Annotated in this window: 37 protein-coding genes and 1 other RNA gene; 2 read left to right on the top strand and 36 right to left on the bottom strand. The window is 50.5% G+C overall.

Features of this window, described 5'->3' with window-relative positions; all coding sequences use genetic code 11:
• Genes ACKU41_RS17770 through ACKU41_RS17740 form a run of 7 tightly spaced genes read right to left on the bottom strand, consistent with a single transcriptional unit; the run spans position 1 to position 6,714 of the window.
• Positions 1–738 carry a phage tail protein gene (locus ACKU41_RS17770; protein WP_321402727.1) on the bottom strand — a complete coding sequence of 246 codons (738 nt, stop codon included), beginning with the start codon at positions 736–738 and terminating at the stop codon, positions 1–3.
• Positions 738–1,889: a baseplate J/gp47 family protein gene (locus ACKU41_RS17765; RefSeq protein ID WP_321402724.1), complete on the bottom strand. Its 1,152-nt coding sequence runs from the start codon at positions 1,887–1,889 to the stop codon at positions 738–740. The genes ACKU41_RS17770 and ACKU41_RS17765 overlap by 1 nt, the downstream gene beginning before the upstream one ends.
• Positions 1,873–2,307: a baseplate assembly protein gene (locus ACKU41_RS17760; protein WP_321402723.1), complete on the bottom strand. Its 435-nt coding sequence runs from the start codon at positions 2,305–2,307 to the stop codon at positions 1,873–1,875. Before ACKU41_RS17760 ends, ACKU41_RS17765 begins: the two co-directional genes overlap by 17 nt.
• Complete coding sequence (locus ACKU41_RS17755; protein WP_321402721.1) at positions 2,304–3,173, bottom strand: bacteriophage T4 gp5 trimerisation domain-containing protein; 870 nt, start codon at positions 3,171–3,173, stop codon at positions 2,304–2,306. Before ACKU41_RS17755 ends, ACKU41_RS17760 begins: the two co-directional genes overlap by 4 nt.
• A complete protein-coding gene (locus ACKU41_RS17750) occupies positions 3,163–3,963 on the bottom strand; it encodes a hypothetical protein (protein WP_321402720.1) in 801 nt (266 codons plus the stop codon). Before ACKU41_RS17750 ends, ACKU41_RS17755 begins: the two co-directional genes overlap by 11 nt.
• Complete coding sequence (locus ACKU41_RS17745) at positions 3,963–4,454, bottom strand: hypothetical protein (protein ID WP_321402718.1); 492 nt, start codon at positions 4,452–4,454, stop codon at positions 3,963–3,965. The genes ACKU41_RS17750 and ACKU41_RS17745 overlap by 1 nt, the downstream gene beginning before the upstream one ends.
• Positions 4,447–6,714 carry a phage tail tape measure protein gene (locus tag ACKU41_RS17740; protein ID WP_321402716.1) on the bottom strand — a complete coding sequence of 756 codons (2,268 nt, stop codon included), beginning with the start codon at positions 6,712–6,714 and terminating at the stop codon, positions 4,447–4,449. Before ACKU41_RS17740 ends, ACKU41_RS17745 begins: the two co-directional genes overlap by 8 nt.
• A gap of 56 nt (positions 6,715–6,770) precedes the next feature.
• Between ACKU41_RS17740 and ACKU41_RS17735 the strand changes: the two genes are divergently transcribed.
• Positions 6,771–6,896 carry a hypothetical protein gene (locus ACKU41_RS17735; RefSeq protein WP_321402714.1) on the top strand — a complete coding sequence of 42 codons (126 nt, stop codon included), beginning with the start codon at positions 6,771–6,773 and terminating at the stop codon, positions 6,894–6,896.
• Positions 6,897–6,913: 17 nt separating this feature from the next.
• Here the strand turns inward: ACKU41_RS17735 and ACKU41_RS17730 are convergent, their stop codons facing one another.
• The 19 genes from ACKU41_RS17730 to ACKU41_RS17640 all read right to left on the bottom strand — a co-directional run bounded on the left by ACKU41_RS17730 (position 6,914) and on the right by ACKU41_RS17640 (position 20,613).
• Positions 6,914–7,246 (bottom strand): hypothetical protein, encoded by a 333-nt coding sequence (locus ACKU41_RS17730; RefSeq protein ID WP_321402712.1) that lies wholly within the window; start codon positions 7,244–7,246, stop codon positions 6,914–6,916.
• Between the two features lie 3 nt (positions 7,247–7,249).
• Positions 7,250–7,690: a hypothetical protein gene (locus ACKU41_RS17725; RefSeq protein ID WP_321402710.1), complete on the bottom strand. Its 441-nt coding sequence runs from the start codon at positions 7,688–7,690 to the stop codon at positions 7,250–7,252.
• Positions 7,691–7,699: 9 nt separating this feature from the next.
• Complete coding sequence (locus ACKU41_RS17720; RefSeq protein ID WP_321402709.1) at positions 7,700–9,400, bottom strand: DUF2586 domain-containing protein; 1,701 nt, start codon at positions 9,398–9,400, stop codon at positions 7,700–7,702.
• Positions 9,401–9,402: 2 nt separating this feature from the next.
• Entirely contained in the window at positions 9,403–9,594 is a 192-nt protein-coding gene (locus tag ACKU41_RS17715) for a hypothetical protein (RefSeq protein ID WP_321402707.1), read from the bottom strand.
• On the bottom strand, positions 9,594–10,145 hold the full coding sequence (locus ACKU41_RS17710; protein ID WP_321402704.1) for a hypothetical protein: 552 nt from the start codon (positions 10,143–10,145) through the stop codon (positions 9,594–9,596). Before ACKU41_RS17710 ends, ACKU41_RS17715 begins: the two co-directional genes overlap by 1 nt.
• 3 nt (positions 10,146–10,148) lie before the next feature.
• Complete coding sequence (locus ACKU41_RS17705; protein WP_321402703.1) at positions 10,149–10,586, bottom strand: phage virion morphogenesis protein; 438 nt, start codon at positions 10,584–10,586, stop codon at positions 10,149–10,151.
• Positions 10,586–11,020 (bottom strand): phage protein Gp36 family protein, encoded by a 435-nt coding sequence (locus ACKU41_RS17700; RefSeq protein ID WP_321402700.1) that lies wholly within the window; start codon positions 11,018–11,020, stop codon positions 10,586–10,588. Before ACKU41_RS17700 ends, ACKU41_RS17705 begins: the two co-directional genes overlap by 1 nt.
• Before the next feature lie 113 nt (positions 11,021–11,133).
• On the bottom strand, positions 11,134–12,123 hold the full coding sequence (locus ACKU41_RS17695) for a major capsid protein (protein ID WP_321402699.1): 990 nt from the start codon (positions 12,121–12,123) through the stop codon (positions 11,134–11,136).
• A 9-nt stretch (positions 12,124–12,132) separates the two neighbouring features.
• Positions 12,133–12,480 carry a hypothetical protein gene (locus ACKU41_RS17690; protein ID WP_321402697.1) on the bottom strand — a complete coding sequence of 116 codons (348 nt, stop codon included), beginning with the start codon at positions 12,478–12,480 and terminating at the stop codon, positions 12,133–12,135.
• A 24-nt stretch (positions 12,481–12,504) separates the two neighbouring features.
• Positions 12,505–13,425 carry a hypothetical protein gene (locus ACKU41_RS17685; RefSeq protein ID WP_321402696.1) on the bottom strand — a complete coding sequence of 307 codons (921 nt, stop codon included), beginning with the start codon at positions 13,423–13,425 and terminating at the stop codon, positions 12,505–12,507.
• Positions 13,426–13,546: 121 nt separating this feature from the next.
• Positions 13,547–14,827 (bottom strand): phage minor head protein, encoded by a 1,281-nt coding sequence (locus ACKU41_RS17680; protein ID WP_321402694.1) that lies wholly within the window; start codon positions 14,825–14,827, stop codon positions 13,547–13,549.
• Positions 14,820–16,373, bottom strand: coding sequence for a DUF935 family protein (locus ACKU41_RS17675; protein ID WP_321402692.1), 1,554 nt, complete (start codon positions 16,371–16,373; stop codon positions 14,820–14,822). The genes ACKU41_RS17680 and ACKU41_RS17675 overlap by 8 nt, the downstream gene beginning before the upstream one ends.
• The gene (locus ACKU41_RS17670; protein ID WP_321402690.1) at positions 16,373–17,959 is read right to left on the bottom strand and encodes a hypothetical protein; all 1,587 of its coding nucleotides are present in this window, start codon (positions 17,957–17,959) and stop codon (positions 16,373–16,375) included. Before ACKU41_RS17670 ends, ACKU41_RS17675 begins: the two co-directional genes overlap by 1 nt.
• Positions 17,959–18,543, bottom strand: a complete 585-nt coding sequence (locus tag ACKU41_RS17665) for a helix-turn-helix domain-containing protein (protein WP_321402687.1) — start codon at positions 18,541–18,543, stop codon at positions 17,959–17,961. The genes ACKU41_RS17670 and ACKU41_RS17665 overlap by 1 nt, the downstream gene beginning before the upstream one ends.
• A gap of 3 nt (positions 18,544–18,546) precedes the next feature.
• On the bottom strand, positions 18,547–18,834 hold the full coding sequence (locus tag ACKU41_RS17660; protein ID WP_321402685.1) for an ArsR family transcriptional regulator: 288 nt from the start codon (positions 18,832–18,834) through the stop codon (positions 18,547–18,549).
• Between the two features lie 5 nt (positions 18,835–18,839).
• Positions 18,840–19,199 (bottom strand): DUF2730 family protein, encoded by a 360-nt coding sequence (locus tag ACKU41_RS17655; protein WP_321402683.1) that lies wholly within the window; start codon positions 19,197–19,199, stop codon positions 18,840–18,842.
• On the bottom strand, positions 19,196–19,639 hold the full coding sequence (locus ACKU41_RS17650; protein ID WP_321402681.1) for a 3TM-type holin: 444 nt from the start codon (positions 19,637–19,639) through the stop codon (positions 19,196–19,198). Before ACKU41_RS17650 ends, ACKU41_RS17655 begins: the two co-directional genes overlap by 4 nt.
• 12 nt (positions 19,640–19,651) lie before the next feature.
• Positions 19,652–20,191, bottom strand: coding sequence for a hypothetical protein (locus tag ACKU41_RS17645; RefSeq protein ID WP_321402679.1), 540 nt, complete (start codon positions 20,189–20,191; stop codon positions 19,652–19,654).
• Positions 20,191–20,613 carry a glycoside hydrolase family protein gene (locus ACKU41_RS17640; RefSeq protein ID WP_321402677.1) on the bottom strand — a complete coding sequence of 141 codons (423 nt, stop codon included), beginning with the start codon at positions 20,611–20,613 and terminating at the stop codon, positions 20,191–20,193. Before ACKU41_RS17640 ends, ACKU41_RS17645 begins: the two co-directional genes overlap by 1 nt.
• 128 nt (positions 20,614–20,741) lie before the next feature.
• Between ACKU41_RS17640 and ACKU41_RS17635 the strand changes: the two genes are divergently transcribed.
• Positions 20,742–21,647, top strand: coding sequence for a hypothetical protein (locus ACKU41_RS17635; protein ID WP_321402671.1), 906 nt, complete (start codon positions 20,742–20,744; stop codon positions 21,645–21,647).
• Here the strand turns inward: ACKU41_RS17635 and ACKU41_RS17630 are convergent.
• The 10 genes from ACKU41_RS17630 to ACKU41_RS17585 all read right to left on the bottom strand — a co-directional run bounded on the left by ACKU41_RS17630 (position 21,644) and on the right by ACKU41_RS17585 (position 25,258).
• The gene (locus ACKU41_RS17630) at positions 21,644–22,072 is read right to left on the bottom strand and encodes a DNA-binding protein (protein WP_321402669.1); all 429 of its coding nucleotides are present in this window, start codon (positions 22,070–22,072) and stop codon (positions 21,644–21,646) included. The genes ACKU41_RS17635 and ACKU41_RS17630 overlap by 4 nt on opposite strands.
• 2 nt (positions 22,073–22,074) lie before the next feature.
• The gene (locus ACKU41_RS17625) at positions 22,075–22,482 is read right to left on the bottom strand and encodes a hypothetical protein (protein WP_321402664.1); all 408 of its coding nucleotides are present in this window, start codon (positions 22,480–22,482) and stop codon (positions 22,075–22,077) included.
• Between the two features lie 7 nt (positions 22,483–22,489).
• Positions 22,490–22,810: a hypothetical protein gene (locus ACKU41_RS17620; RefSeq protein ID WP_321402660.1), complete on the bottom strand. Its 321-nt coding sequence runs from the start codon at positions 22,808–22,810 to the stop codon at positions 22,490–22,492.
• A 1-nt stretch (position 22,811) separates the two neighbouring features.
• Entirely contained in the window at positions 22,812–23,291 is a 480-nt protein-coding gene (locus tag ACKU41_RS17615) for a phage protein GemA/Gp16 family protein (RefSeq protein WP_321402654.1), read from the bottom strand.
• Positions 23,278–23,502 (bottom strand): hypothetical protein, encoded by a 225-nt coding sequence (locus ACKU41_RS17610; RefSeq protein ID WP_321402652.1) that lies wholly within the window; start codon positions 23,500–23,502, stop codon positions 23,278–23,280. The genes ACKU41_RS17615 and ACKU41_RS17610 overlap by 14 nt, the downstream gene beginning before the upstream one ends.
• Entirely contained in the window at positions 23,499–23,909 is a 411-nt protein-coding gene (locus tag ACKU41_RS17605) for a hypothetical protein (RefSeq protein ID WP_321402649.1), read from the bottom strand. The genes ACKU41_RS17610 and ACKU41_RS17605 overlap by 4 nt, the downstream gene beginning before the upstream one ends.
• Positions 23,910–23,917: 8 nt before the next feature.
• Positions 23,918–23,984, bottom strand: an RNA gene (locus tag ACKU41_RS17600) — hammerhead ribozyme type II.
• Complete coding sequence (locus tag ACKU41_RS17595; protein WP_321402648.1) at positions 23,984–24,445, bottom strand: hypothetical protein; 462 nt, start codon at positions 24,443–24,445, stop codon at positions 23,984–23,986. The genes ACKU41_RS17600 and ACKU41_RS17595 overlap by 1 nt, the downstream gene beginning before the upstream one ends.
• 9 nt (positions 24,446–24,454) lie before the next feature.
• Complete coding sequence (locus ACKU41_RS17590; protein ID WP_321402647.1) at positions 24,455–25,072, bottom strand: DUF3164 family protein; 618 nt, start codon at positions 25,070–25,072, stop codon at positions 24,455–24,457.
• A 12-nt stretch (positions 25,073–25,084) separates the two neighbouring features.
• On the bottom strand, positions 25,085–25,258 hold the full coding sequence (locus ACKU41_RS17585; protein WP_321402646.1) for a hypothetical protein: 174 nt from the start codon (positions 25,256–25,258) through the stop codon (positions 25,085–25,087).
• Between the last annotated feature and the right edge of the window lies 1 nt (position 25,259).

Genomic DNA, 25,259 nt, shown 5'->3' with positions numbered 1-25,259 from the left:
TCAGTTCTCCCTGATGGGTATTGTGGTTATGTCGACCTGCTGCATGGCAATGCCAGTATACAGCTCAACAGGTTCGATATTAATTTTAGAATCCCTGATACCAATATTGACGATGTCCGCCTGCCGGATGCCAACCCCTACATAGGTCTGGATAGGCGCGGCACTTATTCCGAAGCGGTGCGGTATGTGTTGAACATCTCCAGTGCGGATTTTGCCGCCGTGGTATAGTTCCTTTTTGAGAACGGAGCGAAAACGAACAGACTCAAGTTTTGATCGTCCAGGCTTTGCCTCATTTGTTGACCAGAGAAGTAATTCATAGTCGTTCTGGGTAATAGCTGGCGGCGAATCCAATTCAATCCTAAATTCAGCCCACCGCGCCTCATCCTCAGCCCGAACATTAACCGGTTCGTCGACATCGTAACCAAAATGCTTGAGCAGCTTGGGCATGCCCTGAGACTTGCCGCCGAGTAACTGCCATGCAAAGGCTTTGACCACGCGCTGTCTGAACAGATCGTCGTCAACTTCAAGGCGATGGCGGGTAATCCCGCGGGACTCGGCCAGAGGTTCCAGAAACAGCAATTCGCAGGTTGCCGGGTTCATCTGGTCGCGGAGCCAGTACATATCGCCGACAACATCATTAAATACCCGCGCCAGGCCATGCACCACGGCCGCAATAGGACCGGGACGCAGGCAAAGCGACCAGCGCAGAGTTTTAAAAATGTAATCGCGAAAATCCATTATGCAGCCTCTGCCCATTTAGTAGTGAATGCTAGGTTCTGAAGCACGGCCAGCGCGTCAGCAGCAACCAGTGTGTCAGCGATCGGAGCTTCCCAAGTTATGGATTTCACGCCCGGCACGGCCATGATGGTAGACACGAGGCGGTCCATGGTCAGGTCTTCGCCGATCTGAAGCGGGCTTATGCCTGACACGGTTGTGGGGTCGGTAAAAAGAGCGCGAACCCTGTTTTCTACCTCGGCAATGATTGCATCCGGGGAACCGGAGACGATGACCAGCTCCGCGCGGATCGCGACGCCGATTGCGGTCGGGCCTTTGGCAATCCAGTCATCATTGACCGGGAAATTTTCAGCTATGGCCATGCGAACTTTATTAAGAAGTTCGTCAGTGGGAATACCATTGGAGCCTTTAACAACAACGTCCACAGTGCCTTGACCGCGTGGGTGCTGGTCGAGGACCGTTACCGCAATTACACCGGGAACTGACATGGCCCAGCTTTCGTAGGCGTATTTGGTGCAGCCGTTCTTTTCGAGCCAGCGAAGTACATAACGAGTTCCGAGCTGGGAGTCGGTTTCCTCGTCTGCTCCTTCGCTGGCCATCCAATCCGAACCATTAGTAACTGCCGTAACTTTGGGGATGGAGGTAGAAATTTCATTAATCTGACCAGGCGCGGCATTAGCCCCACGTCCATACTCTTCAGCTTCCACCGGCACGGTCACGCTGGTCTGGCCATCAGGCATAATTGCATCCTCAGTGGTGATGAAGCGGTAAACAGCTCCGGTACCGTCCGGTGAGGTCTTAATAATTCTGCCAGCAGGTATTTTGATATTGCCGGACTCCTCACCGCTAAAAATAACACTCCCACTGACCTTGGTTGCACCTTTGCGGGTCAACTCCACCTGATTGGCATGCAGATCGGACCAATCGCCGGTCGCAGTCTTGGGGAATGCATTAGCCAGAATAACACTCAGCAGCACATACAGCTGGTAAAGACTGAAAGCGAAGACTTCTATCAAGCCACGGATGACGCCTTTATTCAGGTTCAGACGGTTAGGTAGCCAACCTTTAGCGGCGTACTCGTCCTGCACTTCCTCAATGCGCTGAAAAATCATTTCGCGGACATCTGCGAGTGACTTTTTAACGGGGATTGACATCAGCCTTCACCTCTTCAATTCGTCCGTCCGCGCCAACTTCAAAAACAAGGTTGAACGGATGGGTTACGTCAATAAAACGCCAGCTCGCAGCGGCGATAATTCCAGTGTGATCCCAGCTGGTAATTTGGCATTTGGCAGACATGGGAACCACGCGCGGATCAGTATGGATGCAGCGCTTAACCTCAACACAGAACGCGCTGCGAGTCTCGCTGGTAGATTCGTCTTTAATCCAGTCAAGGATGGTGCTGCCGTGCTCGATGTCGTAAAAGAGCGTTTTCAAATACGTAAACAGGGCCAGCTTAATATCCTGCACTCCGGTATCCGGTCCGTCAGTGAGAACCAATTCGCCATTGGCAGCAACTACGGCTTGCAGATCAGCATCAAGCTTTATGTCCTGACCATAAACATCAGCAATCATACTGTGCTCCCTGTTCTGCTTCCGGCGTAAATGTTGCCGGTGACATGAAGATCACCTTCAATGTGTTGGTTGCCGTTTAAAGTGTAGCTGCCTTCGTGAGTGCGATGGGTGCGTTCTTTAGATGTGCCGATCTCTCCATCAGTGCCGGTTGTGGTTTCATTGCCCTGACGGGTAATTTGCTCAGCCTGCATTTTGATGTGTTCGGCCTTTACCAGAGCTGTCCCGCTTACCTCGACTGTCCAGTTTGCAGCGTTAGTTTCATCATCGCCGGTTATGTTGGAAACACGATGTTGTTCAACGTTTTCGGTCTTGTTCTGGCTGACGGTGATAGTCTCATCGTCACCAACCAAGCGCGTGTTGTTTTTGCCGACATTCTCAACTTGGTTGTCCCCGATTTTGCTGGTGCGATCGCTGCCGATCTCGCTGATCCTGTTGGCCGGGGTGAAGTGGATAATATTGCTCTCAGCATCAATTTTGATATGTACGCCGGGAGTCTGCTGAATGATAAATGCATCCACTTCGCACTCAGGCGCTTGGGATACGTGCCAGCGGAAATTTGAAATACGCGGGTAATCCGGATCGCCGTCATAATAGGTAATGTCGCAGTACGTGCCGGGCAGCGGCGGACAAACCACCCCGCGCAGGGGACCGGCCCACATTATCGGGATCTCTACTTTTGGTATAACTGGCTCGTTTTCGTCTACAGAATCGTCATTGCGAAGCGGCTGCACGTCTGCCCAGTATTTACCGTCACTCGCATATGTGGCCACAACCTTGGCCTTGCGGGTGATGCGGTAGTATGCGCGCAAATTCGGCATGGCCAATTCAACAACGCGCTTCAAGAGTGACAGCACATCAGTACTCATATTCCACTCCATAGCTGATATGGGTCCGCGCTGAGGTGTTTTCGATCAGGTGCGTTACATCCAAAGCGCGGAAGCTGTCATTGATGCCGCGCTTGTTGTCGATCAGGCCGAAAACACGGGAGTGCATGAGGTCAGGAAGCAGAAATGTTTCCACCTTGGAGAGTGCCGCGGGGTTGTCTGCCGGAAGGTGCGTAAGCAGTCCTGCGCCGGTCGCTATGGTCGGTATAGTTCCGGGCTGGTCATGATCTCCCCAGTGGATACCGTCAGGACCGAGCCACATTTTCCATCTGGACATGTCGATATTGAAACCGCGCTGGCAGGACTCGGTTGCTTGTCTGGACAACTGCCAAACGGGAACGGTCGAAGAAACAAACCGTGGAAAAATCACGCCGGGAGAATCAATGCGAGCAATGGGCAATCCGGTCAGGCCTGCGGCATAGCGAACTATTGCTTCAGGTGTTTCGTTCTCCCAGCTCTGGCAGACAGTCACGGTGTTAAGCTGCTCGTCATCACGGCCAACGCCTGAGACTATGAGCTGATCTTTGTTGCCCGGTCGCATGGCCTTCGCGGTTCCGGCCCACAGTACCGGCTCTTTATCGCGGTAGCCGATGGCCATGTTAACCGCATCGCCGAGCCGTACCGCGCGGCCGATCTTGCCCATAGGATCGGGCAAGGTAATCTCAAATGTCCACATGGGGGCACCACGACGGGACATGATGGCCAACCGGGGGCAGCGCAAGATTTCAATTCCGCCGATCATAATATGAGTGCGTACACCGTTAATCTGCATTAGCGGGACTCCTCGGAAGCATTGATTGCCGGGGCAGCCTTGCCGGAAGCGACAACACGTTCTTCAGTGTCCACCGTTGCCGGGCGGTGCTCAGAGAAAGCAAGCGAGGCTATGATGGCATCGTCTTTGTTGTTCTCCTGAGAATCCAAACCGGAAAAAACGACCTGGTTAATATGCCGAGCTTGGCAATGACGGTTACGCACGTCCAAGATCAGCGGATTGCCGTTACTGTCCTGCCCCTTAAACAGAGCGTCCAATTCTTCCAGACGGTCGTAGCAATCAGCAGCTTCATTAGTTTCGAGCAGCAGAACTAGGGTGATGTCAGCGTCTTCCCACCCCATGGGGATTTTGGTTTTACCGCTGAGTCCATCTTGTTCGGCCCGGTCAAACAAAACCGCCCCGCGCACAGAAAGGTTCTGTAAAATGCCGTCCAGCTCGGAACCACCCAGCACGACTGCGCCGTCTTCCCATGACAAATAACCATTAGCCATCGTACTTCTCCAAAAGCTTTTGCAGCTCACGCTTAAAACCTTCTGCGTCAGTCACATTAGGCAGAGTTACGGTCATGTTTTGAATCGTGATCCCGCCGGACTTGGACGAACTGCGCTTTGAGCTGGTGGAAGTCTTCGGAGCTTGTTTGGAAGTGATCGGAGAAACTTCCGGCGCAGGAGCGCCACCGGCAACAGCTAATTCAGGCTCTGCACCGAAAAGGAAATTACCCACGGCATCAAGGCCGGAGCTGATAGCGGCAGCAGGATCAGCAAGAGCGCTAGATACTGCATCGGTCAATGATCCGGCACCGGCTCCGACTCCGGTGGCCAGAGTTTCCATCATGCGCTGCCCGGAGAGTGTGAGAGTAGACAGCGGTCCGGTCTTGGCATCGGAGAACGGCAACATGTTGCGGATGGCCTGTAGACCGGATTTAACAATTTCTACCGGGGCGGAAATCATGGACTTCAAGCCATCGGTAAATGTGGTCCAGAGTTTGCGGCCGCACTCGGAGAGGTCAATGGATGACAGATAGTTTACGATCTCGTCAAAGTGTTTGATCAATAGGCCCATGGGCGTGAAGTTGAGAAACATAAACTTCATGCCATCAAAAACAGCCGATAAGCCTGAAAGGATGCTGCTGCCCAGACCAGTGAAAAAATCGCTTATCTTGTCAAAATTCCAAGCTATTGCAGCCACAACACCAGCGATAAGGCCGCCGATAACTGCAACAACTGCGGCAAAAGGACTGACAAATATTGCTAAAGCTGAAATAGCCACAGTTGCCAGAAGTCCGAGAAAACCTTTGAAGCCATCAGAAAGACTGTCCCAAAGCAATTGTAGTCCGGTACGCCAACCAATGTTATTGAAAGCGTTTACAACCTCAGTCCACATATCACCGAGGGAGGCAAACCCCTTAACGTCTTGAAGCAATTCGTTGACCAGAACGATGACACCTACAATAGCCGCGCCAGCAAGCACGAAGGGGTTAGCCAGTAAGGAAAGATTAAGTGCGCCGACCGCTATGGAGGCTCCCCACATGGCAGCAGAAAAAAGACCAGCTACGACAACCACTCCAGCGATTGCGGCAGAAACAGCCAGAAGAGCCTTACCCAAGGGATGCCCGGCCAGAAAATTGAAAATATTAACTACTCCGGTGATCCCGCGCACCAGCGGGGTCAAAACGGGTAAGAAAATTGATCCGATTGTTATCTGAAGCCCTTCCCATGCAGAACCAAGAATCGTTACAGCTCCGTTTAGGTTGTCGAGCTGCTTGGCTGCGACGGCAGAGGCTGTGCCGGGAACTTCAAGGCTATCGGCGTATGCTTTAACTGTGCTAATTCCCTGAGTCATCAGAGCGGTGATGGAGCCGACAGCCTCATCACCGAAAATCTTTTTCAGGTAGGCCGCGCGGTCTGCCGTACCCATTCCATCCATGGCTGTTTCCAGATCGCCCAAGATGTCAAATATCGGCAACATGTTTCCTGCCGCGTCTTTGGTGGCAATACCGAAACTATCAAGAGCTTTTGCAGCCTCGCCCGTTGGGGCCTGCAACCGCTGAAACATAATTTTGATACCTGTGCCGGCAACGGATGCATCAATACCAACATCACCGAGTTTACCAGCCATGGCCGCAACATCAGCCAAGCTGGCTCCAGCGGCAGCAGCCACGGAACCAGCATTGGCCATTGTCGAGGACAGGGAAGCAAGAGTGGTATTCGAAGTGGTGAAGGTTGTAGTCAGGATGTCCGCAACCTTGCCCATCTGGTTTGCTTCCATGCTGAAGCTGGACAGAATATTAGAGGCAATATTTGCGGTTTCACCCAGATCAAATTGGGCAGCGCTGGCCAGATCGAGCACACCGGGAAGCGCGGATATGTTTTCCTGCACTTCGAACCCGGCCATAGCCAGACTCTTTTCTGCGCTGGCCACTTCGGAAGCTGACCAGGCTGTCGAGGCTCCAAGGTCAAGCGCGGCCTGCTCCAGCTTCTGCATTTCAACAACAGACGCACCGGAGACAGACCCCACGCCGGAAATAGCAGCCTCAAAATTAGCGGCCGTTCCGACCGCAGGAGCAAGGGTGGCTAGGAATATTCCAGCAGCGGCAATAAAAGGTAGCAAGGATTTTGTTAGTGATCCCATGGCGGAGGACAAGCGACCGCCAGCGGCTTCAGTCTGAGCGAAGCCCTGACGAATGCCGCCTAGCGGGCCGCTTATATTGTCCAGTATGCCGAAAGTGGCGAAAACGTCGAAAATTTCCATGCTGTCTATTGTCCTTCTGTTCCAAAGAGTTTGCTTAGGTGTATTGCTGTCTGTTTATGGAATCTTTCTTCTATGTTGAGCGCCCGCGCTGCCTGATATTTGAATTCCTCCAGACCATCGACAGGCTGTTCATGCAGATAATATTTGATCAGGTCCGAATAAATCAGGACGGGCTTGTTTAAGTCCGCCCTGATTTCATCTAGTTTCCCAGTTCTACGGAGCCGTGCCCACAACGCTGCATGATAGCTTCAGCAAACGCTAAAACCAGCATAGGCTCTTCCTCGAGGGTTGTTGTAAGCAGTTCATTTTTTTCTTTAGGGTCAACCATGTGTCCCAAAACCTTGGACAGGGTATCGAACTGTTTTGCCTTGGTTGCTTTGGACAGGGTGATCAGTTCTTTACGACCGGGCTTGCGGAAGTGGTGAGTAATCTCGACTTCTTTTTCATCGAAATCATCATATTTGCTGGTAAATGGCTTATACTTGCTGCCCTTTGAGCTTTCGGTCAATTTGCCTTTTGTTTCTTCTGCCATGTCTTATTTCTCCTCGTATTCCGGCTTGCCGTCTCTGTGGATCATCTTGACTTTGCCGGACAATTTTTGAGTTATTTCGCCGTCACCGTTTTTGGCTCCGTCGGTTAAGCTATCAACAGTCATTTGTTTCAGCACTATTTCATGCTGGCGGTTGCCCTCCATGATCACTGCAAAATCAAACTGACTGTCATAAATGCCACCGGACAAGGAACTGATCAGGTCATCATATTCGTCAGGGTCCAAAACCATGTCGAACTTTGCTGAATAGTTGCCACGTGTCTGGCCTCTGCGCACAGCGCCTTTGCCGTAGGTATCCTTTTTGGGTTTTTCGGATGACCAGTTAAGTTCGGATATTCCAGTCAGCACTCCCTGCGGGCCGCTGATGGTCACGCCTTCCCAGTCGTAAGAATTGCCGTTGATATTGACGTTATCGCTGTCTGCCATAAGCTCTCCTTATGCCGCCTTTGAGCTTAACCGCGGGTCAAACCTGCTTCCGGCGTATACATAGTTCGCAAAGATTTTAATCTTCTTGATAATGGGGATACCGATAAATTCAGCTTCAACAGCAACACCGTTATTAGCGATATCCTGACCGTCAGGAATGGAGATGTCGTAAGCGGCCAATTCTTTCGGCTTGGCGTTGACCATGGTGTCCAAGGCGTTTTCAAGATTGGTTCGTAAAGTAGCCAGACCAGCAGCATCAGCTCCTTGTGTCGGGTCGCCAGCTTCACTTTTCAATGATTTAAGAGCCTGAATTCTGAGCAGTCGGACACCTTTGAAAACAACCCTGAGGACTTCAAGAAACCGATAATCCGAAGTGTCTTCAGCCAGTGTCCTTGCATCGCCCCAGTAAGCGGAATTCAGCCCTGAATACCTGACAGCAGTAATAAACCCCGCTGTTTCAAGGGCTCTCTGGATTCCATCACCATAGCTATCCAGTAACTTAAGACCAGAAATGCCCTGATCCATGACGCGACCGATGTCGCGCTGTACAGGGACTTCCAAAATACGCCCGACCAACAGGCCTCCAGCATTTCGGAGTTCACTTTTGCCTGTACGGTTGGTTATTTCACCGAATGCAGCGCAAACAGAGACAAAGCGGTGGGCAACTCCAGCCCGATCTGCTTTAAGTGAGTTCACCCAGTCGTCAAAATCTTCGCCGTCATGAGGCAGACGGGTTTCACAAATTGAGAATGTCGGACGGTGGTCATTCCAGAGACTGTCTGTCAGTGCACCGAGAGCAACCCAATCAACGGAATCAGAAGCCCCGCATACATACACAAATTCAGGGTCAACCAATTCAAGGGGCTGGCGCAGTGTATTAAGTACGCTGGCGATGGAAGGCACGGGAGCCAGCAAATTAACGCTGTATTCCGTGCCGACTTGGTAGGAGTCAGCAGGACAAGTGATAGTTACACCGGTATCTTCTGCGCTGATATAACCATCAATAGGGATAGTCCTGTACGGACCGAAATTGTCGCCGCCGTCAGTGGACAGACAATACTGCCCTTCATTGCGGATACCGGATTTTACAATCTGGAGGACTATCTGAGCAGCACGTGTCACGTTTCCTGCGGCAGTGACTGACGGGCCGGGGCCGATCTGAGAGACCGGACCGATGGCCGCACGGACGACACAACTGTATGTGTCGTCTTTAACCAAATCGCCTTCATCCAGCACGACAGTAACACCGAGACCGTCAATGGAGACCTGACGGCTATCAGCCAGTACAGCCGCATCACCGAACAACTTGCCGCCATCCACGGACACAGCTATTTTGCCGACTCCGGGTGCGCCTGCTTCCGTTACCTTGAGCACTACCTCGGCGTTACCCATGGCCAAGCCGCTTGTGGATGCGTCAGGGCCTGTACCAACATGCTTCAGAGTACCGATATAACCGGCAGGAGAACCAGCGACAGGAACTGCCAGAATTGATGCATCCTGACCGCAGTTGGTAAAAATGTCGTGCAGTCGGTCAACGAGAGGACCGGATCCGAGTTTTTCGGCAAGATTAACCCTCTTGCCAAGATAGTAGACTTTGCCGACCTCACCCAAAGAGCATACACCGGCTACGAGGGCCATGCCGGAGACGTCACCGGGAACAAGCCCGCTGGTGCCGTCTGTCAGATATTCAATTACATCATTGTTGGGCATGGCTAACCTCCCATAGCGCGAGATTCAAACCGTTCAAAAGCGGCATTAAACTCGGCTTTAGAGACCTGTTTATCCGAGGTCCAGCGTTCGGACCGGCACACGGCAAGCATCTGCCATTTTTTCAAACCAGCATCTTCTGCCCAGTCCGTGACTGGCTTAAGTGTGATTTCTTCCTCAGCCTTTTTCTTAGCCATTATTTGCCTCCTTGCTGATAACCAGCGACATTAATTTCAACATCCTTGATCCAAGCGGTTTCTTCGTCTCTGGTAATCAGTCCGGTAAACCTTAAGTGAAATACCTTGGTCAGCTTTTCCTTGATGGCCACTTTGACCAGTTTGGAACCACCGCCGGTAGACTCAACCGCTTCCACATCAATTTTTACGATGTTATTATGCCTGTCTGCGACTTGTCGGGGCAGTCCTGTGTGCAAACTATGCGCGAAATCTTTAAGCCAGTTTTCATCATCTGAAACGATAGTCAGACGCACCGGCTGAAACACATGATCAATTGCCTTGCGAATAGTTCGGTAATCCTGTTCCTTGCCGGGAGTGGCAAACTTGCTCACTGATTGCTTGGCAGCTTTAACGCTAGCTTTAAACAACTGAATCTCAATTCGTGGCTTGGGCAGCAGCGCGTCTTTCATTTTCACAGGTGCCTCGTAGGTACGCTTCTTTCCGTCAGCGTCAGCAGGCAAGCCGGCGGCCATGGCCGCAGCTATCAGGGTTTCGAAAATCAAATCTTTCATGTCTTATGCTCCAAACATTGACCGGAGGTGTTCGACAGCCATGGCTTTAATCTCGGCGCGATCCTCGTCGGTGATGTAGATGTACGGCCGTGCGGGAATGGTTACTTTATGACCACGACCGGCTTGGCCTCCAAGCTGGTGGATACGGGCGTAAACAGCATTGACCCCAATCACGACCATTTGCGGACTGGCCTCATAGGTGATGGAGTTCTTCAGCCGGGAAGAATCAACCAGAGTCTGTCCGCCTTCACGTTCCGCACGCTGGCTCGGCTTCCACGGACCGTCCGGCCCTTCCTGATCTTTAAAGTGCTGCTGTGTAGAGCTGACCAGAAATTCGCCTATACCGTCGGTTAATTCATGGGTGCGCTGGGCCTTGGCTATGGCCATGTCCAGACCACGCATGGCCGTATCCATATTGAGTTTAAAACTGACGCCACCCATTAGAACTTGCTCCAACAATCTCCAAACTTACTGGGCGGGGTGACGACTACAGCCGTGTCATTAGGCTGGGCTGTCTTGGCTTCAGGAGGGGCAAGAGGAAAGTCACCCTTACGGATCAGGGCCATTTCTTTATCTGCACGTTCTGCCAGACGCTGGAGCGGCAAAAATTCATTTTCACTACCAGCTTCACTGGTAATCAGTGAGGTAATGGCACCTATGGAGCGGTAAGCGGCAATGGTAGAGCATATGCGCTTTACGGCCGCGGGGATTGCATCAGCTGTTACAGTGTAGCCTCCTGCGACCAGAGCTTCGGTCATTTCTGCGGAGACATTAGTGATAGCCTTATCCACGGTGTCTTCCTGCTGGTTGTCCGCAGCCGCCAGATAGTCAGCAAGGATGTAGTCGGTCAGATCGGTACGTGTGCAGTAGTTCATGTGTGCCTCATTCACGTTTTGGACTAGTTTTAAACTAGTTCATGGGTAAAAAAGCGGGGCAACATATTGAATGAGGCCCCGCTTGGCTTAGAATGGAATTTTCAGACTATTTTTTACTTTGCGGTGACTTCTGCCCAGCAGAGTGTCTTAGGATTACGCACCGGAAGCGGTTTGGAGTGACCGACAATCTTGTAACCGGTGCCTTCGTCCAGTTCGTATGGAACGGGCTGAAAAGGCAGAGGCTTGAGGGCGGAATCAATGTTATCCAAGGCGCAATACATGACCTTGCCGGGGGCATCTGTTGCATAGGCAAGAATCTTGTGCTCAGGGATTTTGGAAACCATGTCTTCGGTTTCGGGATTACGGTATCTTTCGGTGCATTTGCGGACCAGATAACCATTAATATCCAGTCCCTTTTCTGTCTTCTTAACGACTATGTCGGCAGTACTATCCAAAGCTTCCACCAACTTTCCGATGCGGGTCCAAGCTTTCTTACCTGCAAGGAACTCTACGTTGCCGCCGATACCTGCTTCCTGAATGGCTGTTTCCATGTCATCAAGAATGGTTTCCAGATCGGCCAGAGTAGCTCCGGCCGCGTCTATTTTAACATCAGGCACAACTGTCAACGGAGAACCGTAGTGAACTTCATACTGTTCGTATCCACCACCTTCGAGCTTGACGGGCCAACTCAGTGTGCCATCAAGCACTGTGCAGCAAATAGCCTCAGTGGTAGCTCGGGTTGTTTTGCGCAGGTAATCGGTGACGTTTCTACTGTAGTTGGTCAGGGAAACCTTATCTCCCAGCAACAACTTCAGGTTGTTCAGGTCCTGCCCGGTAATATTTTTGGAGGGCTTAACCGGCAAAGGTTCAACGAACAGGATTGACGCGCTGCCTGTGCCAACGTTGATAGATTTGCCGCCACGGGTAACAACCGGGATAGTTCCGACTACATCCACCAGTTCTTCAACACCTACTAGGGCAAAAGGATGGGTAGGACGGTCGGGGAAAAGCAAGTCCATGACGGTGGACTTAATCGGGGGCAGTGCCTTTAAGTTTGCCGCCACGGCCTGCGGGCTGAAAAGCCCTTTCAGATTAGCAAGCATGTTTGCTCCTTATTCGGGATAAATTCCGATTTCATACAGTTTGAAATGATCGGCAGTATCAAGGGCGGTGCCGTTGTCTTTGGTCAACAGACGATCTTTGACAGTGCCATGAACAACGTATTCGCCCACGGTTTCGCTGGCAGTATCCAGAGGGGCATCAAGCACACCGATCATGATTTCGCCTTCAGCTCCGGTGAACGGTTCCAGCAGATTGGCAACGCGCTGAAGCACCTGCCCGGCGGGGAGTTCCCCAATATTGGGTTTAAACTTACCCGCCTTAATGATCGGCGGGTGGGATGTAGTATGAGCGCGTTCGCCCCCAGCCTCAAAGCGGCCTTTTACTCCGTCCATAACCATAGTTCTCTCCTTGCCTATAGGCGGTTAGATTTTGTTTGTTACTTCGCTGGTATCAATACCGTCATCACCACTGCCACAGCCGTTCTTTGCAAACTCGTTCAGCATGGAATTGGCCTCAGCCCCTTCCAGCTTGCGCAAGTAACGTTCACGCGGGCTGACCTTCTCGGTGCTGCCGTCTTCCTTGGAAAAGTCCATTGTGGCTCCTTCCCCGTCCATGGATTTGGCAAAGGCGAGGGTGTCGTCTTTGTCTGCGGGCAGCAGTTTGCCGGACTCGACCAAAGCGTCAACACGGGCTTCAAGGTCCTTGTCGGCAGTCTTTTTCTTGTATTCGGAAAGTTCGTTCTTGGCCTTGCTTGCTTCTTCTTCAGCAGCCTTGAGCTTTCCTTCCAGCTCTTTAATCTTGGCGGCAGCCTCGGCGTCGCGGCCTTCATTCTTCAGTCTCTTGATTTCGCCCCTAAGCTTTTCAATTTCAGCCAAGGCTTGTTCAAGGGTCATAGTGTCATCCTCCTTGGGCTTTCCGCCCTCGTTAGTTGCTGTAAATTCGTATATTTCCATCTCGGCTTCTGCCGAAAATTCAATGTCCTTGAGTCCTGTTACGCCGGGGAGAGCCGCCCCTAGAAAACCCACGTGCTGCAAGCGGAAAAACTTATCCAGCGAGATAGAACGCTTCTTAAAACGGCCTTCCTTGATCGCTTTGACAAACTCATCAGCGACTTGATGGAAGTCACCGAGCAGTCTTTCGCCTTCAGTCCAGATTCTTTTCAGCCAGCCATAAGCCGGGGCTGTATCTTTGGGATGTCCGAGCACGGCTGGCACTTCCTCTTTTGCCGGGTCGTACTGGCTGACGATCTTTTTAAGATCATCCATTGACCAAGTACGGGTGTTGCCTGCACTGTCAGTATGGGTGCCGGTGCGGAAGAGTTCGACATTTTTAAGAGTGGCCATATGTATTGACTCCGTTGTCTTGGGTTGTTATTTTCTGTTTAGAGAATGAAGTTCCGCTTGACTGTCCCGCCGGGGAGGGATCAGGGGTTAAGCGGTGCTCTCGGTGATCCGGCTGGCCGAGTTAGTCATTCTCTCCTTCCCGATAGACCAGAACCCCACCGCGTTGAGCTTCCAGATATTTCAAGATTGCAGCTTCGGAGCGTCCAGCTTTCGGAGCAAAAGTTGTTGCTGCCAGCCATTCACGGCCAATCAATGAAAACGAGGCATAGCCGCCGATCTGCTTGCTGCCGGGCAACCGAAAGGGCCTGATAAGCTGCAATGAATAGCGGACGGTCTTATGCGGTCCGACTTCCACAGGCTTCCACCAGACCTCGTAAGGGTTCTGGATGGTCCGGGCCAACAGCTTCATGTACGGCCCTTTGTCTTTCCATGTGGTCTTGTATTCACCGCTGACTTTATCCAGGAACAATCCGCGCGATACGACCAGCGGATAGCCATGGACATTCAAAGTCTTTTGATCGTTCAGTTTCGAAAGGCCGAATTCTTTCAGAAAAGCCAGCACGTGCTCGTCTTTGTCCAGATCAGCGCCAAGAATGTCTTCCGGCGCAACTTCAAGGATGTGTTTAGCGTCCAAATCCCTCAGCGGTGGTTTACAGGTTTCGCCCTTGGCGAAATTCCCACCGCGGCAAATGGCAGTAGCGGATAAGTCCTTTACCTTGCCTTCAACCTCTTTCGGTTCCAGCCCGGCAAGCCAGTTTTCGCCGACATTCTGCGCCCATCCCCGGTCGGGTATCGGAGTAACGAAAGTCTCCATTCCTGTTTCAGGATCAACAACGCGCAGCCTGTCCGGCATTTCTGTTTCAACCTTAAGCCCACGCGCTTTCACCTGACGTTCAGAAAGGGTGACAACAACACAACGGCAGGCAAAACCGTTAGGAGGGTACCATGTCTGCCAGAATGGATGGTCATGCGGAAAAACAAGACCATCCACAGCCAGATGCGTAACCCGTGTACGTTTGTCTTGAACGGCAACGAGCATCCAGTACGGCCGCAACTTGGTTGCTTTCTGCATCTGCTCATAGCGACCGGCCATGTAGGCAGACTGCAAATTAGTCCTTAAGATATTGTTGATGCGGTGGGCTTTCTTTCCGGTCCAGCCCTGCGCCTTGATGATGTCGCCGATCTGCGCCTTGAAGTCCTGAACCGTTCCGCCTTCTTCCATGCATTTTGTCAGGGCCTGTTGAACCGCTGTCACCTGATCCAATTTAGCCAGCCCTGAAACGGTAAAGGCCCGACGCTTAGCCTCATCGCTCAGTTTTTCAAATTCCTTTTTGGTAACAGGCACCATGCCTGACCAGTATTTGAGAGCCGCTGCAGGCTGGAGAGCGTCAACGCTAATCATCGTTTTCCCCATACACGGCGGCACGGCCTGCAAGCGCGGTGTTGATCATGGAGTTGGTAATCAGCTCTTCAATCTCGTTCTGGTCGTGGCTTTGGCCAAACAGCTCTGAAAGCATGATCTGCATGTCCTCAAGATTCTCAGCTTGGCTGACCACCTTTTCAATTTGACTGACAAAGTCTTCGTTGAGCTGGGTGGCTTCACTGCTAAGCTTTTTGGCAAGCTGGTCTATTGCTTCCTGATACTCGTCAGGCTCAGCAGAAAAGTTTGACTCGGCGGCATGAGCAGCGAAGGCCGCCGAGTCCTCGCCCTGATCAGGGGCGGTTTCAGGGGATGATGAATCCATGAAAAATTCGTCTTCTGAAAGGCCGTAGTGCCGCACGAAATGTACTTTTTTAAATACTACGCCACAGTCTTTCAGTTCCTTATCGAGGGCTGCTTTTTCCTTGTAATCTTCGGGTTCCGTGTATTCGAATTTAGGCGGAAACACCTCAGCCCCAGCATTCACACGGGTGTAAATTTGTGCCAGACGGTTCATGGAATCGACCAACATGGCTTGATCGGACTCAGCCAGCGCGTCGAGCTGGGCGCTGTGAGTCTCAGACGCTGCGCGTGATCCTTGTCCCTCTTGTCCGGTAGAAAGGTGTTGCCCGGTCAGGATTTTGGATATGGTTACGTTCCAATGGTTGACGTAGGCTTTGTGCAGGTCCCCAGCCTTGCCGGAAGCCTGAACAAGCTCAACATCACTGGCAGGAGGCAGAACAGCCACGGCATCTTGAATCATGGAGACGAGCTGCGCGGCAATCACGTTTCGTTCTATGGCATCCTTACCGGCCTTAGCGATCATGAAGGCAGAGCCGAACTTTTCGCAAAACTTCGTCCAGAACTCGATACCGCCACGTTTAAACGCAACCGGCCACAGGCACTTGGTCAACAAGCGCTTGCCGTAAGGGTTACTGAAAGATGCCCGATGCCGGGTAATCAGAAATTTGTAGGGCGGCAGCGGGTCGCCTTCAGCAGATTCCATAGACCGAAATACGGGCTGACGTTCATCATTAAAGCCGAACCAGTCACGGGGCTTGCTGACGATGCCGACCAACTTGAATCTGCCATTATGCGGTTCCCACATCAGCTCTGAAAACGTGGGCCCATAAAAGACGGTCTCCAAAATTTCGCCGAACTCGTCCCGGAGCTTCAGCGCGGACAGATCGCGCTCAAGCTGCTTGCAGATTTCCACGGCCTGCGCGGTCGGTTCTTCACCTTCAGCGTGACCGGGATTAAAAGTATAGTTGGTCTTGTTCTGGGTGCGTAAAGTCCGCTTTTCGATACCAGTGCTGACCTCGTCGTCTCCGTCCAGCTCGGCGAGGATCGCGGCGTCCTCACCTCGCTTGCGCAGAACCGGATCAGGGTCGGGCAGCATGCCGAAAATTGTAGCCGGGTCGAAGCCCATGGCCCGTGAGCTGGTGGCGAACTCGGTACCAAGGTTGGCCATAGCGCCGGAGCTAAATTCAATCCAATTGCCCTTACTATCCCATATTCCAGTACTCATTATCTATATCCTCGTGTCAGGGCTGCGGCTGCGGATGATCCGGCGGTTATGGGGGATTCCCATTCTTGGGGCGGTTCGATGGTTGCTGCGGCGAATTGCACCAAGGCAGCAGCAATAGCCGAGTCGCAATGGCGCTGCCCGGATTCGCTTTTAGTGCTTGATTCTGGCGGGCAGGCTATTCCCTTGCGCAGTTTAATTCCCCGGAAATCGTCAATAATGTCTTCTTGTTTAGGGATAGTGAAGGTGCGGTCTTCGAAAGAAGTTTTCAGACGAGGCATGTTTTCCCGGTACCAGGAAGTAGAAAGCATAACTTCTGCCACAAGTTCATGACCATAACGCTGACGGGCATACTCGGCGATAGCCTGACCATTGCCGCGGGCATCAAAGGCGGCACCTGACATTCTGGGCAAACGGTCAAGCACGTAAAACAGTATCTGTTCTTGAGTGCGAAACGGGGCATTGCGAAGCTGCAATACAAATGGAGTCTCCAAGGAGTAGTCCGGCATTCTGACGGCAGGCCAATCAACAGAAAGGTCGCCAGAACGTCCGAAGTCTTCACCGAGGTAATGACGCTTGTCTTTAGGCAGAACATCCAAAAGAGGGAGAACATTTGCTTGCATCCAGTCGCGTACATCCCGATGTGCAGTTTCAATATCCCAATCTACAAAATCTGTTGCTGGGGGAAGCCACGTAATCAGCGGGATATCGTCATTAGCACATGAAACAATGCGGCTATGATTGAGCCAGCTACCAGACAACGGGGAAGGTATTGCGTCCAACTCTTCAGCGCCATTGTCGCCGTAGTTCGCATAAATCCCCTCTACCCATTCATCTTCTTTTTCTTGGGTCCATTCGAGTCCTTTTACGAGGCAAATTCGTTTGTACAGCCCTTGTTCTACTGCTTTCATGAACGGAGTACGGTGCAGAGAATAAGGCCACTTTCCAGCTCTGGTTTCCTCAATCAGCTGGTTGAAAGCATTGTCCTCGCCGTTGTGAGTGGAAATTATGCGAACTTGCCCACCCCACGTGAGAAAGGCCATGGCGGATTTCAGAACAGCTTGAAGGTCGTCATGAAAAGCAGCTTCATCAAGAACAACTCTACCTTGGCGCCCACGCAGACTACGTGGGGCAGAAGATAAAGCGACAATTTTATTCTTGGATGCAAAATTGATTCTGAATGCTTTGATTTCACGTGTTTCAGTTGTTTTGGGGTCGTAGTCCACAAAAATAAACTGTTCAAAGCTATCGATTTTGGAAACTGCTTTAGCAAAATTTTTGGCCCAGAAAGCACAGGTAGTAATATATTCCCGTGTCATTTCTAGCTCGTAGCCAAGGTAGAGGACATCCATACCGCCTTGACTTTTTTCAGTAGCAGCGAGCAGAACATCATCAGATGCACCGCCCCATGTCAGCCCGATACGACGGCCTTTCTCTTCAATAGCTACATCGCTTTGATCCTGTACCCATTCCTGTTGGTACGGAAGCAGCACAGCAGGAACATCTGTAGGGTAAATGTTTTGGATTTCCTCGTCGCTGATTTCCAGAGGTTCCAAATCTTTGATATGTGCATCGCTTATTACAGTCATTAGTCTTCACCAAACAGAATTTTCTTCCTGATTTCTTCAGCAGTTTCAGCAGTAAGACCGCGTTTCTTCTTAGTTTCGTCTTTGGGTTTCATGGCGTCGATAAATTCAAATGCGGACTTGATATTACGAGCAGCGCGCAGCATGTCGGCGTCGGGATCGTCGAGCAGACGGGCAAGCTTGATGTTGATAGCTTGCTCCAGAACCGGGATTGCATCGGCAAGAGAAGCGATCTTGCGTTCCGGCTGCTCAAGCTGATTTTTGATAAGCTGCCCAGCGCGTTCGACTTCCGCTTGTTTCATGGCCAAAGTTTCAAGGCTGGAAACAGCGAAAGCTGCTTGTGGGTCTTTGGTCTTAATCAAGGTTTTAAGCATTTCCGATCGGGCCAAAATTCCGTCAGCCCTAATGTCAAACTCAGCCTGTGCGAGATTGTCCTGCATTTCCTGCCAACCATAGTCTTTAGACCAGCGCTGGACGGTGGTGTAAGTGACGCCGATCTCTTGAGCTACAGCCTTAAGAGTCCAACGCAGGACGCAGAAAAGCTCTTGAGCTTTCAGACGGACTTCCATCGGATATGCTTTACCCATGACCTATCTCCGCGCAGGACGCTTAACGCCCGGAACCGTGACGCGACACTTAGCTACATCCTCGCCGCGCTGGGTCAGCTCTACGGTCATGCAGCCGTTATTAGAGCATTCAACGAGGCCCTGTTCTGCAAGCCAGTTAAGCTCGGTACGCATTTTGTCTCGGCTGGGATTGAAGCCGAAAGGGGCCACCAGATCGCAAAGCAGGGAATCGTTGGAAGTCCCGTTGTGTTCGTCCAGCAGTCGCAGAATGGTGATGCGCAGGTGCTGCGAAATGGTTTCATCAAAAGACATGTTTTCTAGCCTCGCTTGTTGTTCAGCAGATATTCTTCAATTCTGCCGACCTGTTGGTTAATCGCTTCTACTGATCCAATTTTTTCAGTTAAAACCTTTAAGTCGCCACGCATTCCTGCCAATTGAAGCTCAAGCTTGTGCGTAGAATCTTTAGTCGGCAGATGTTCAAGAGCGTTTTCGTTTTGGGTTACCCGGTGCCCAAGGTCTGTTGTTTTTTGAGTAATTTCTTTGCGGCAATTGTCGCAGTCCTTGTGGCTCACAAACGATTTCTTTAACGACCAGATTCCCCACAGAACGACTCCGCCACCAATAGTCGACAGGCAGTTCATGCCGAAGCGGAGCCAGCCCCAAATGTCATCACTCACGATTTATTCCTCCAAGCTTCGGCAACCTTCTCAGCAATCTTTTCCCCGCTTCGTCCAACTGTGTATCCGCCGACACCGAGTTTCATTAGTTCCCAGAGTTCAACGGGCAGAGCCAATTCCGGGGCTTTGGACCAAAAAAGACTCAAGTAAGGGTAAAGCAGGTAGTTGTTGACCACGATAGCCACAATGGAAAGCATCAGGATGGGCCGCCATGAGCGTTGGAGCCAGTTGCCGTTCATTTCTGCAAGTATCAGTTTGATACGGCCTTCAAATTCCTTGAGTGCTCCTCCCTGAAACAACTCAGCAAATTTGTATTTTGCTTGTGCTCGCTCTTCGTCGGAGGTGAAAAGCTGATCGAAGACGTTACCGACAGCCTCAATTACACCACCGGCAGCATCGCCGATTTCCTTGCCGACCTTTACAGAAGTAAATAAACCCATGGCGGTCCCTCCCTACTGAACGTTAAAGGGCAAATACCGGATGCCGTAAGACATCCCCACGACAATGCAGCCAAACAGAGCACCGAAGCCACAGCCACGAACATCCCATCCGGTAAACGCGCCGATGACACCGCCGAGCATGACGCAAACAACCGGCATCACAGCGCCGGGAACCCAGTCGGGTACGCGGTCGCTGAACCAGTTAGGCCAGATGCGAAATGTGGGCAGGCCGATAGCACCAGCCACAGCGCCGACGATGACACACGGCCAAACCAGACTGACGAGCCAGCCAGCAATAGCGCCGATCAGTGCGCCGATAACGGCACCGATAAAACCGAGAATAAGGTAAGTTTTCATTGCTTTCTCCATGTTGAGGTTGATGAACGAGAAAATCTTTTTGGTGCAGGCCAGTAGAATTTTGACGGGGAGAATCACCCAAAAGGCAAAGATATCGTCCCAATTTTCAACAAATAACTTGGCTGCCTGAATTCCAATCCCAAAGGTAAATCCTGCCGTAAATATCATGTACAGCATGTCGTCTGCGGGAGGCATTAGGACCATTCTCCGGTTTCCATCTGGAGCGTGAGCTCGTCCGCACGCTGACCGACTTGCTTTGCCCACTTGGAATCAAGCATTTCAGAGGCTGCGAGCTCATAATCGCCAGACTCACAAGCGGAGAGCATGTTTTTGAATTTGCACAGGCCATTAAAGCCGAGGTTGAAACACATATTGAGGAGTACAGCGCGTCGCGGATCGCTGAGCTGGAAAACCCAAGGCATGGAGACATAGAGCTGGCCTTCGCAAGCTTCAATGTCATGATTAAGCATCATCATGGCCTCTCCTCTGGTGATGCCGTTGTCGTCCAGATTGCGACCGACGCCGATAGTTATTTTACCTGCGGTACAGCGGTAGGGAGTGAGTTTAAGCCCTTCGTGTTTGATGATTTGTTCTTTGAAGCGTTCGCTAAAAGTCATAAAAAAACCTCCGTACGTTTGATGCGTTACGGAGGTTATTATGTGGGATATGATGGGCTAATTCACTTCGGCCATGCGGGATATGCAAAGTTTATCAAGTCAGCTTGAATAAAAAAAAGTAAGGGGGTATGAGTCAGCGGTTCAAAGCACAAAACCCGTTTAATTCTGGGGGAAATAATATGTTACCCGAAAACTATACTAAGACATGCTGTGGTTGTACCTATGAGACAATAGGGAAGATTCTTGTTGGGTTAGGCATAGTAAATTGCATTGTAGTTCTTTATCTGTTTTGTAATGACGGATATATTGAATTGTGGGGGGAATTAAATATCGAAACAGCTGCTCAGTTGGGGACATTTATAGGTGGAACCTCTGGGCCTCTTTGGGCTTTGGCCGGGGTCTTTTTCTTTTACGCAACTTTAAAGATGCAAACTTATCAAATTTCACTTCAACGTAAAAGCCTAAGAAAGCAACGAGATGACAGCAAAAAACAAATACAAATTCTTGACCAGCAGGCTTTTGAAACAAGTTTTTTTTCTATAATCAAAAGAGTAAATGAAATTTCATATATTATTCACCCATATTTGTTTGATTTTTTACTATGCGATAGCACAAGATTGGAACATAATAAAAGTGGGGTGAGTTATCGATCTGACCCCGATAAATATCAAAGGATTGTAAATTATTTAAAAAACGTAGATAATTATAATGAGGCAATTGTTTTCCGAGACCCTGATTACTTTGATGAATCTATTAAACCATACAAAGATGGTAAAAAATTAGAACACCCGGAACAATACACCCTTTATAATAATTTTTTCTTGGCATTTGAAGAACTTTTAACATTCAGAAGAAATAAGAAGCGATATTTCAAACTGTTAGTATATTCTTGTCCTCCTCCATGTCTTAGATTTCTCTACACATACGCGTACATTCGTAATGGAAAAGAATTAGAAATGATAAGTCTGTCAGAACTCCCTGTTCCTGAGGAGGCTTTATATCACCCTCGTCATATATCAAAATTTCAAAATTAATTATCCAAACGTTCCATTTCGGCTTTAACCGATTCGGCGGTAATTCTGAGCGGAGGCCGAATATGGCGTACAAGAATTCCCTCATCTACCAGATCACGAACATGACGTTCTGAAACATCAAGACAGAAGGCTGCTTCAGCAGGACGAACAAACCGTTTCTTTAACAATGTGTTAACCTTTTCCTGCCATTTAATTACAGTAGGTTCAGGACTGGGCAAGGTCATCTGGAAGCCCCGGATATCCTTGGGCGTACAGCGTTCTCGACATCCAAGGCAATGCAGGATCGGCCAGTTACATACCCAGTAAGCCTTTTTCGGATCGGGGCATTCAAGCCGTTCATATACTGCCGGGTCGATTACGCCATTGTACTGCTCAAAACCGTCAGCAAGCATCTTTCGTAGTGTTCTGCATAGCGTGCTATTCATGACTATCTCCTGATTTCCTCACAAAGATAAAATCCAGCAAAACCATAACCCCTGACCCAAATCTGCCACTGCCCATCCGGTCCTTGTATGGGATCGGTTACGGTAATGCCCATAGTCCATCCATTTGGCCCCAGCACTGTTACCCGCTGCTGTGGCTTCAGTTCTGGTACATGCTCAGGCTCAGGCTCAACCAATCCCAAAGATTGGACCACAATTTCTCCAATTTTTGAGGGAGGCATGAAGGTATATTTTTCACCCTGCATAACCCAGAGACGGTCTTTGCGCAGACGGTATAGCCCAGCTTTGGCCCTCGGTTTCTTCCACTGTTCAGAGGGGAAAATCTCCAGCTTGGGTCCAGCCTCTTCTCCATTTCTGTGGCAGAGTACATGTGCTATTTTTTGCTGTTCCATAGGTCACTCAATTTGAGAAAATTTTTAAAACTTCTGCCGCCTGAGCGCGAAACATGCGATCGCATTTGCTGCATTTCCCTGTTACCGCGCACCGCTTGCAGGCTTCCGATTTGATGGCCATAAAGACCGATTCGCTCTTGTCCTCGCCTTCCATGGCCTGCTTGATCCGTTTTATCTGTCCCGCCAGATTGCCGGGGTAGTTCCCATTCAGCACCATGTAGACAGTTGATCTGTTCAACTGCGGACATCTGCGGCAGAACTTATGGATCGTTCCGTGCTGGTCGACTATTGCTGCCCGAAGGCTTTCCCGCTCCTGCTCCTGATTCATACTAATTGGGGCTGTAGTCGATGCCGCGTTTCTTACAGCGTACCTGCATATCTCTAATCAAGGTCTGCATGTGCTTCTGCTGACTGATCCACTCAAACCGTTCGACCTTGAATTGTTTCTTGCAGCGGGTGTTGAGGCCTGCCAGCTTCCAGCCGAGCAGCTTGGCCAAGGCCAGCGCATAGCGTTTCTGTTTAGCCAGCGGGTCTTTGTCGCTGATCTCGACAAACTCGCCTTGATAGCCCCGGCCTTTCTGCTGGGTGGATGTGGGCTTCTTGGTCTTGGCGGGCTTGGGTTTCCAGCCGTATTTTGTTTCAAACAGGTTAAGCAATTCACTGAGCTGCTTGATATTGAGCTTTGTGGAGCTGGTGACGCCGTAGCGACGTTCAAGCAACTCGCGGTATGCGTCTTCGTCAATTACGATCTGCTTTCGGGCTATGGCCACTTTGGTGATTAGGGCGCGTTTGGGGTTATAGTTTGCCATGTTGCTTAATCCTTATTTCCTGATCGTGTTCAATCCCTGTGGGGCATACACACATATTGTCGCAACCGGAGCAACGGATCACGCCGCCGACTTCTCTTGCGCGATGGGGCTTCTTGTCGTGTTTGCATTTCACATCACGTGGAGTGAGCTGGGCCGCACCGCCGCACTTGGACTGTTTGAAGATGGGGGAGTAGATGAGGTGGTTAGTCATGATATGAAACCAACCTCAGTTAATGTTGCATCTTCGAAGCTCTTGAGGTGTGCAAGCAGCGTTTTATATGAAGTGAAGTACGGCGAATAATAATTTACTCTTTCATTCGGATTAAGCCCTCTTCTTTTCAAACTGGCTTTGGACATCCGTTTCATTGTTTTTCTGTCCTTTGCTGAGTATGCAAAGCCAGTTGTAGAACGCCAATACTTACTTTCTGGCGAGTTACCCTCTGCCCATTCAGATTCCATTTTACCTTCAACAAGGATTGCAACCATTCTTTCAAATCTGGTTTTAAGAGCCCACCTGAGAGTAATTTCACGGTCATCGATTTTAAGGTAGACCATTACGAAATCACTAGAGTCCAAAGCTCTTTCAATTCGTTCACAATCTTCATTCGTCAAAGCCATGTTAATTCCTTCGGCTGCTCATCAGGCCATGACCGCCACGTCATGACGACCGCCCAGCTCGGGGCGGTTTCGCACTATTCAGATTTGTCCTTTCTGGTCACCAGCTCCACGCCCACTTCCGCTTCAAGCATCGCTACTGCTGTAGTGACGATATTTTCAACTTCGGATTTGCGGGTTCTGTAAGGCTTTTCTTCAGCTACTTTTTCAACGAGTTCATCAAGGGTCATTATAAGAGCCTCCATTCTTTCTTCTTTGCTTCCGTCAATCTCGTCGTAGCTTATGACCAGCACTTCGGGGTTGACGCTTTCAGCCTGATCAATCAGACTCTGTGCTTGCTTGGTCCAGTCGTCTGACATTGCACCACTCTCGACGCCAATCTGGAGGAGCTTTGCCATTCGGCTGGCCATTTTACCTTTTGTGATAGACCGGGATTCAGCGGCAAACAGTATGCCGATGGGCACGGTTCTTACCTTTGTCTGTACTTCGCCGGTCTTGATTCCACGCTCTTTGGGTGGTGGCTTACGTTTGAGGCACATTACCGACTCCTACAGGGCTGCAATGTCCAATACGATGTTTTCCCATTTGCCTTCAGGACCGGTGCGCCGTTTGAAGCGGATATATTTCTTGCTGTACTGGACGCACATGCTGTCTTTTACTGCTTTCATGGCCTTGTTCCAGTCTTTGTCATCAATATCTAACCTCATCAGAGGGAGAATCTTAGAGGGCGAGACACTGCCTTCTTTGTCGGTTTCAAATGCCTGATTGACTACTGCCTGAATTTCAGGACGGGCATCTTCAGTCCAACCGATAAGGCAGTCATCAACCAGCGACTTTGCGGCCTGAAGTTGTTCATCGAAGTCGAGGAAGTCATTAACTGCCACTTCAACCCGGCCTGTTCCGTCAAATGTGGTGAGTCGAAAGTTTTTCAACTCACGCTTTTTGGCTCCGTACTTCTCAAAAGCAAGCTCCATAAAAGCGTACACATCCCCCATAGATTCGATCTTGAAATCACTTAATGATTCCTGATGAACTCCTGCCTTTAAAATGAGTCTGCGGACCAACTCATCCCTTTCCTTGTCGTAGTCTGAGACCTGTTCAACAGGGACAAGGTGACCCTTGCTGTTTTTCATGTATTTGCCGTCAATGATCGCTTCATTATCCATAGTTTTCTCCTTCTATTTTACTTCCAAACCATCCAGCAGCGCGCCGCAAAAGCAGCCGCCCTGATTCCCTTTTTCCTTCAGCCATCCGGAGGAACAGGATTTGTTGCCGTTCCCGCCTTTTGTGCATTCCGAGCAATCAACGAACAGAAAGCCGCGGGTGTCCTTTTCGCTGTACTTAGCTTTCATG

Source organism: Maridesulfovibrio sp. (assembly GCF_963678865.1).
In the GTDB taxonomy this organism is placed as follows: Bacteria; Desulfobacterota; Desulfovibrionia; order Desulfovibrionales; family Desulfovibrionaceae; genus Maridesulfovibrio.
Note: the sequence above shows the minus strand (reverse complement) of the source record. Positions and strands in the feature narration are given on the sequence as shown.

Coding starts and splice junctions, on each gene's coding strand:
- ACKU41_RS17585 (WP_321402646.1), bottom strand. CDS start 25,258: ATGAAAGCTAAGTACAGCGAAAAGGACACCCGCGGCTTTCTGTTCGTT.
- ACKU41_RS17690 (WP_321402697.1), bottom strand. CDS start 12,480: ATGGTTATGGACGGAGTAAAAGGCCGCTTTGAGGCTGGGGGCGAACGC.
- ACKU41_RS17705 (WP_321402703.1), bottom strand. CDS start 10,586: ATGGGTGGCGTCAGTTTTAAACTCAATATGGATACGGCCATGCGTGGT.
- ACKU41_RS17660 (WP_321402685.1), bottom strand. CDS start 18,834: ATGTCTTTTGATGAAACCATTTCGCAGCACCTGCGCATCACCATTCTG.
- ACKU41_RS17670 (WP_321402690.1), bottom strand. CDS start 17,959: ATGACTGTAATAAGCGATGCACATATCAAAGATTTGGAACCTCTGGAA.
- ACKU41_RS17595 (WP_321402648.1), bottom strand. CDS start 24,445: ATGTGCCTCAAACGTAAGCCACCACCCAAAGAGCGTGGAATCAAGACC.
- ACKU41_RS17770 (WP_321402727.1), bottom strand. CDS start 738: ATGGATTTTCGCGATTACATTTTTAAAACTCTGCGCTGGTCGCTTTGC.
- ACKU41_RS17750 (WP_321402720.1), bottom strand. CDS start 3,963: ATGCAGATTAACGGTGTACGCACTCATATTATGATCGGCGGAATTGAA.
- ACKU41_RS17695 (WP_321402699.1), bottom strand. CDS start 12,123: ATGCTTGCTAATCTGAAAGGGCTTTTCAGCCCGCAGGCCGTGGCGGCA.
- ACKU41_RS17710 (WP_321402704.1), bottom strand. CDS start 10,145: ATGAAAGATTTGATTTTCGAAACCCTGATAGCTGCGGCCATGGCCGCC.
- ACKU41_RS17740 (WP_321402716.1), bottom strand. CDS start 6,714: ATGGAAATTTTCGACGTTTTCGCCACTTTCGGCATACTGGACAATATA.
- ACKU41_RS17755 (WP_321402721.1), bottom strand. CDS start 3,173: ATGAGTACTGATGTGCTGTCACTCTTGAAGCGCGTTGTTGAATTGGCC.
- ACKU41_RS17640 (WP_321402677.1), bottom strand. CDS start 20,613: ATGACTTTTAGCGAACGCTTCAAAGAACAAATCATCAAACACGAAGGG.
- ACKU41_RS17635 (WP_321402671.1), top strand. CDS start 20,742: ATGAGTCAGCGGTTCAAAGCACAAAACCCGTTTAATTCTGGGGGAAAT.
- ACKU41_RS17680 (WP_321402694.1), bottom strand. CDS start 14,827: ATGATTAGCGTTGACGCTCTCCAGCCTGCAGCGGCTCTCAAATACTGG.
- ACKU41_RS17605 (WP_321402649.1), bottom strand. CDS start 23,909: ATGGCTTTGACGAATGAAGATTGTGAACGAATTGAAAGAGCTTTGGAC.
- ACKU41_RS17630 (WP_321402669.1), bottom strand. CDS start 22,072: ATGAATAGCACGCTATGCAGAACACTACGAAAGATGCTTGCTGACGGT.
- ACKU41_RS17650 (WP_321402681.1), bottom strand. CDS start 19,639: ATGGGTTTATTTACTTCTGTAAAGGTCGGCAAGGAAATCGGCGATGCT.
- ACKU41_RS17665 (WP_321402687.1), bottom strand. CDS start 18,543: ATGGGTAAAGCATATCCGATGGAAGTCCGTCTGAAAGCTCAAGAGCTT.
- ACKU41_RS17760 (WP_321402723.1), bottom strand. CDS start 2,307: ATGATTGCTGATGTTTATGGTCAGGACATAAAGCTTGATGCTGATCTG.
- ACKU41_RS17725 (WP_321402710.1), bottom strand. CDS start 7,690: ATGGCAGACAGCGATAACGTCAATATCAACGGCAATTCTTACGACTGG.
- ACKU41_RS17625 (WP_321402664.1), bottom strand. CDS start 22,482: ATGGAACAGCAAAAAATAGCACATGTACTCTGCCACAGAAATGGAGAA.
- ACKU41_RS17645 (WP_321402679.1), bottom strand. CDS start 20,191: ATGCCTCCCGCAGACGACATGCTGTACATGATATTTACGGCAGGATTT.
- ACKU41_RS17610 (WP_321402652.1), bottom strand. CDS start 23,502: ATGACTAACCACCTCATCTACTCCCCCATCTTCAAACAGTCCAAGTGC.
- ACKU41_RS17745 (WP_321402718.1), bottom strand. CDS start 4,454: ATGGCTAATGGTTATTTGTCATGGGAAGACGGCGCAGTCGTGCTGGGT.
- ACKU41_RS17730 (WP_321402712.1), bottom strand. CDS start 7,246: ATGGCAGAAGAAACAAAAGGCAAATTGACCGAAAGCTCAAAGGGCAGC.
- ACKU41_RS17700 (WP_321402700.1), bottom strand. CDS start 11,020: ATGAACTACTGCACACGTACCGATCTGACCGACTACATCCTTGCTGAC.
- ACKU41_RS17720 (WP_321402709.1), bottom strand. CDS start 9,400: ATGCCCAACAATGATGTAATTGAATATCTGACAGACGGCACCAGCGGG.
- ACKU41_RS17615 (WP_321402654.1), bottom strand. CDS start 23,291: ATGGCAAACTATAACCCCAAACGCGCCCTAATCACCAAAGTGGCCATA.
- ACKU41_RS17675 (WP_321402692.1), bottom strand. CDS start 16,373: ATGAGTACTGGAATATGGGATAGTAAGGGCAATTGGATTGAATTTAGC.
- ACKU41_RS17685 (WP_321402696.1), bottom strand. CDS start 13,425: ATGGCCACTCTTAAAAATGTCGAACTCTTCCGCACCGGCACCCATACT.
- ACKU41_RS17715 (WP_321402707.1), bottom strand. CDS start 9,594: ATGGCTAAGAAAAAGGCTGAGGAAGAAATCACACTTAAGCCAGTCACG.
- ACKU41_RS17590 (WP_321402647.1), bottom strand. CDS start 25,072: ATGGATAATGAAGCGATCATTGACGGCAAATACATGAAAAACAGCAAG.
- ACKU41_RS17735 (WP_321402714.1), top strand. CDS start 6,771: ATGGAATCTTTCTTCTATGTTGAGCGCCCGCGCTGCCTGATATTTGAA.
- ACKU41_RS17765 (WP_321402724.1), bottom strand. CDS start 1,889: ATGTCAATCCCCGTTAAAAAGTCACTCGCAGATGTCCGCGAAATGATT.
- ACKU41_RS17620 (WP_321402660.1), bottom strand. CDS start 22,810: ATGAATCAGGAGCAGGAGCGGGAAAGCCTTCGGGCAGCAATAGTCGAC.